Origin of the sequence: Candidatus Cyanaurora vandensis (assembly GCF_013285555.1) — a bacterium.
Taxonomy (GTDB): domain Bacteria; phylum Cyanobacteriota; class Cyanobacteriia; order Gloeobacterales; family Anthocerotibacteraceae; genus Cyanaurora; species Cyanaurora vandensis.
Genome location: NZ_JAAXLT010000058.1, coordinates 1 through 3911, shown reverse-complemented (window position 1 = coordinate 3911; position 3911 = coordinate 1). Strand labels below are relative to the sequence as shown.

The 3911-nt window shown below is 55.7% G+C and carries 4 protein-coding genes; 2 read left to right on the top strand and 2 right to left on the bottom strand.

Features of this window, described 5'->3' with window-relative positions:
* Positions 1-13: 13 nt before the first annotated feature.
* Entirely contained in the window at positions 14-1444 is a 1431-nt protein-coding gene (locus HFM78_RS03880) for a DUF4331 domain-containing protein (protein ID WP_287128108.1), read from the bottom strand.
* A 199-nt stretch (positions 1445-1643) separates the two neighbouring features.
* On the opposite strand from HFM78_RS03880, the gene HFM78_RS03875 reads away from it, so the two are divergent.
* Both HFM78_RS03875 and HFM78_RS03870 read left to right on the top strand, forming a co-directional pair.
* Positions 1644-2213 carry a sigma-70 family RNA polymerase sigma factor gene (locus tag HFM78_RS03875; protein WP_287128107.1) on the top strand — a complete coding sequence of 190 codons (570 nt, stop codon included), beginning with the start codon at positions 1644-1646 and terminating at the stop codon, positions 2211-2213.
* Between the two features lie 4 nt (positions 2214-2217).
* Complete coding sequence (locus HFM78_RS03870; RefSeq protein WP_287128106.1) at positions 2218-2898, top strand: anti-sigma factor domain-containing protein; 681 nt, start codon at positions 2218-2220, stop codon at positions 2896-2898.
* A gap of 208 nt (positions 2899-3106) precedes the next feature.
* On the opposite strand, the gene HFM78_RS03865 is transcribed toward HFM78_RS03870, so the two are convergent.
* A complete protein-coding gene (locus HFM78_RS03865) occupies positions 3107-3484 on the bottom strand; it encodes a hypothetical protein (protein ID WP_287128105.1) in 378 nt (125 codons plus the stop codon).
* Between the last annotated feature and the right edge of the window lie 427 nt (positions 3485-3911).

The following is a 3911-nucleotide window of genomic DNA, read 5'->3' as shown; positions in this document are numbered from 1 at the left end:
GCAGGGAGGGAGCTTACGGGGTGTTGTTCGGAGAACCGGGGATCGGCGCGTTCAGGTAGGGGAAGGTGGTTCTGAAGAAACCAGCATCCACAAATGCACCATCGGTGAAGGGCAACTGACCCGAGGGGGCTTGTTCGGGCGTTAGCAAGGCACCCATGACTACCCGCAGGGAGATATCCACCACGTCATCGCCCGGTCGCCGTCCGTTGGGATAGCCCGCCACATCGCCACCGATCACGCCCAAGTTGTTCTGGCTAGCGGCAGGGACAGGGGGGATGCTGGTGTTGAGGCGCATCAGTTCAGCAACGGCGTTGGTCTTGTTTACGCCAGCCACCCCGGTCAAAAAGACCGAGACCAAATCCGTGCGCGGGAACAGGTTGGGAGCTCGGACTCCGGCACTGCCATAAAGAATCTCAATGATTTCAGGCAGGGTCGGGTTGGTCACATAGTCAGCAAACTGCGCGTCGTCGGCAGGCTGGCTGCTGTTGAACTTGTTCTTGTCCTTCAACCCAATCACTACTTCGTTGACTAAAGGGTTCGCCAGCCGTGACTGTTGAATGAAAGCCCCTGCGCCCTGTACGGGCTTGTCATAGGTCGGATTGTTCTGAAGTTGTTGGATCGAGCGGGTGCTAGTGGTGGTCCAGCCTGCGATCGTCGGGTCGCCATTACTGGTCAGGCAACCCACGGGCACTTCCATGATGAGCGAAGTGACGTTTTTATCGGCGAGGTCATCGGCTTCGGCGTCTACCGCACCGAGGACATTGGTAACGTTGATGAGGTCAAAGGTCTCGCCCAAGTTGACCACGAAGGGGTCCTTGCGCTGACCCACGAAAACCTTGGCAGGAATACCGCAACCAGGAATGTTGATATTGCGGATGAAACTGGTGGAATAGGCCGGGTAATCAGCGATACTCTTGTTACCGATGTTGTCCACGGGCTTGGTGAAGACTGACTCGCCAGCCGTCGTGGTCACGGTTTGCCGCGAGCTACCACGGATTGCCGTCAGCGTGTAGGACTCGGTGACGTTGAGGGCGGAGTTATCGTCCTTGGTGATCGGGCCGATGTTGACCAGAGGCACCGCAATATCTTTACCGCCCACATTCAAGGAGAGGTTCTTGAGCGTGTTGGTGAAGTTGAAGCGGAAGGTGAGGTCTGACTTGGCGTCGCCGTTGTTGTCAATGTTGATGTCGTAGTTGGCAAGTGGGTCCAAAGAGAAGTAGTTGGGTCCGCCGTAGGGGTCTTGGAGCGGCAGGTAGTTAGCGATCAGGGTGACGTAACCACTGCGGCCCTTCTCATAGCTATGAAACATATAGAAGTCAGTGGCATCCAGCTTCGGTTGCTGGCTGATGAAGGGGGCTTCCCGGTGACTGGAGGCTTGGACAGCTAGCCCAGAGAGTGACAAACAGGACAGTAGGGCAAGCCATTTAAAACGGGTACTCAACATGGTGGACTCCTGACATGGGTAAACAGAGCAGAGGGGGATTACGGGACGGAAGAAGGATTTGTCCCTTGGCGCACTCCTGATACGACACTCAGTCGTAAACAGATCACCTACAGATCAAAGTAATCCATAGGTCTTATTGCTGCGTAACCCCCTGGAGGGAGTGACCTAAGACTCAGCTAAGGTCTATCTTGAGTAGCATATGAAGCAACCGCTGGACCCTTCTCAGTCCGATGCCCACCTCTGGGAAGGCATCCGGGTACGCCAAACCACGGCCCTCAAGGTCCTCTATGAGCGGCATGCTGGGGTAGTCTATGGTCTGGCCCTCCGTATTCTCCAAGACACCCGCGAAGCTGAGGATGTCACACAAGAGATTTTTACTACCCTCTGGGTCCAGTGCAGCTACCAGCCGGACCTCGGCCCCCTCAAAAGCTACCTATTGATGATGACCCGTTCGCGGGCCTTGGACCGGGTGCGGGCACGGAGCCGTAAGTTGAAGGTGTTGGAACGGTGGGGGCGACTGAACCCCTTGGAGGCAGCTCCTACCAATCTCCTTGAAGAAGTATCTCTAGCCGAATGTGCAGTCCACGTACGCGCTGCGATGAGCCAACTCCCCGCCAACCAGCGTCAGACCTTGGAATTGACTTTCTTTGATGGGTTTAGCTGCCCGGAGATTGCCCGGCGGCTAGGTGTACCCCTAGGTACGGTGAAAAGTTGGTCACGCTTGGGCCTTTTAAAGTTAAGAAGAAGTTTACAAGGCTTGTTAGGGTGAGTACATGATGACCGGACCCGAGGACATCGAACAACTGATTGCAGGGTACGCCTTAGGCAACTTAACCCCCGAGGAAGAACTCGTCCTTCAACAACGACTGAGCGAAAGCCCTGAGCTTCTCAACGAAGTAGCCCAACTCCAAGCCGCCCTGGGCCTCCTCACCCTCGAACCCACCGCCGTCACCCCGCCCCCTCGGGTCCGTGAAGCTATCTTTGCGGCTCTTGAACCGCCCCGCCGCCAGACCTTGCCCTGGGGTTGGGGCATAGCGGGAGTAGCGGCCCTAGTGGTAGCTGTGGTGGGATTTGATAACTACCAAGTCCGCCAACAGCTAGCTCTCAACGAAAGCGTGACTTTGTTACTCCAGAAACCCGACACCCAGTTGGTAAATCTCCAGAGCCCGACCGGAGCCCAGACGACGGGTAAGGTCTTAGTCCAGGAAAAAGCCGTCTTCCTCACCATCCAAAACTTGCCCCCCCTGCCTGGGAACCAGACCTATCACCTCTGGGCCATCACCGGGGGGACCAAGATATCGCTCTATGGACGCTTCAACACCCGCCCGGGGGTCAACACGACGCAATTCGCCGCTCCTGAGGGCGTGGGTCCGGGGGCCTTGGTCATTGCTATCACTGCCGAAGCTGGTCCGGTCACGACACCCCAGGGACCGAAAGTCCTCATTAGCTCTTGAGATAGGTCTGGCGTGCTCATTTCTGGGCGAGCCGCAACGCTTGGGGCAGGGACTAGCGTAATTTCTGTGAGAGAGCCACAAACAGGAAAAAATTTCTCCGAACGGCAAACCAAAGCTGACCTGCCCCAGGGTCAGGCTCAGTAGCAATTCTCCTGGATAATCGTGGCAAGTACCATTGCTCCTGCAAAGAGTGGGAGTAATGGGTAGGTTAGGGTGCAGGGGCAGGGGTGGCTTTGCGTGAGGAGGGACGTTTGCGCTCGGACTTCTTCTTGAAACCGATGGCTTGGGCTTCGTCGCTGTCGGAGCCGTACTGACCTTTCACCGTTTCTTTCATCGTCAGGATGCTGTTGTGAAACTCCCACTCGGCATGACGTGCGCTATCGGCGGCAGCTTTGGCGGCAGTGGATTTGACGGTCTCCTCGCTCTGTTTGGACAACATGGTTTGGTAAGCGGTTTCTAGCACCTCAGCCGCTGCCTCGGGCCGGGGAGCTTTGTAATTGGTAATGGCCTTGAAGCCATTGAGTGATTCCACGTCCTGACCAATCAAAACACTGCTAAGCCGCCGACGGGTATCTTGAGCAACCATAGCGATAGACCCCAATCAAGTAATTTTAGGTTGGACCACCGCCGCAAACGATGTAACGCATTCCGGTAAAAATACGTAGACCTGCATCATGTTATTGCAAAAACTACAAAGCCATTGTGAATCATCAACATGCCATTGCGGGTTGTCCATATGCCATTGCGCGTGCTCAACATGCCATTGCAAGTTGTTCACATACTATTGCGGACGGTCAATATGCCATTGCGGGTTGTCCACATGCCGTTGCAAGTGCTCACCATGCTATGGCAACCCTACAGAAATTGTAAAAAGAGTCATGGTGCTCAACAGCCGCCCCCAACCCCCAGCTCCTCCCCCGTACCCTGTTGGGCACAGGCAAGCAGGGCAGGGGAGCAAGAATAAGAACACTCTTCTGTCTTCTGCTTTTCGCCTTGGTCCCCCACTAGTGGGG

What these genes read in the sequence shown, in the direction of transcription:
- HFM78_RS03880 (WP_287128108.1), bottom strand. Translation starts at nt 1,444, where the DNA reads ATGTTGAGTACCCGTTTTAAATGGCTTGCCCTACTGTCCTGTTTGTCA.
- HFM78_RS03875 (WP_287128107.1), top strand. Translation starts at nt 1,644, where the DNA reads ATGAAGCAACCGCTGGACCCTTCTCAGTCCGATGCCCACCTCTGGGAA.
- HFM78_RS03870 (WP_287128106.1), top strand. Translation starts at nt 2,218, where the DNA reads ATGATGACCGGACCCGAGGACATCGAACAACTGATTGCAGGGTACGCC.
- HFM78_RS03865 (WP_287128105.1), bottom strand. Translation starts at nt 3,484, where the DNA reads ATGGTTGCTCAAGATACCCGTCGGCGGCTTAGCAGTGTTTTGATTGGT.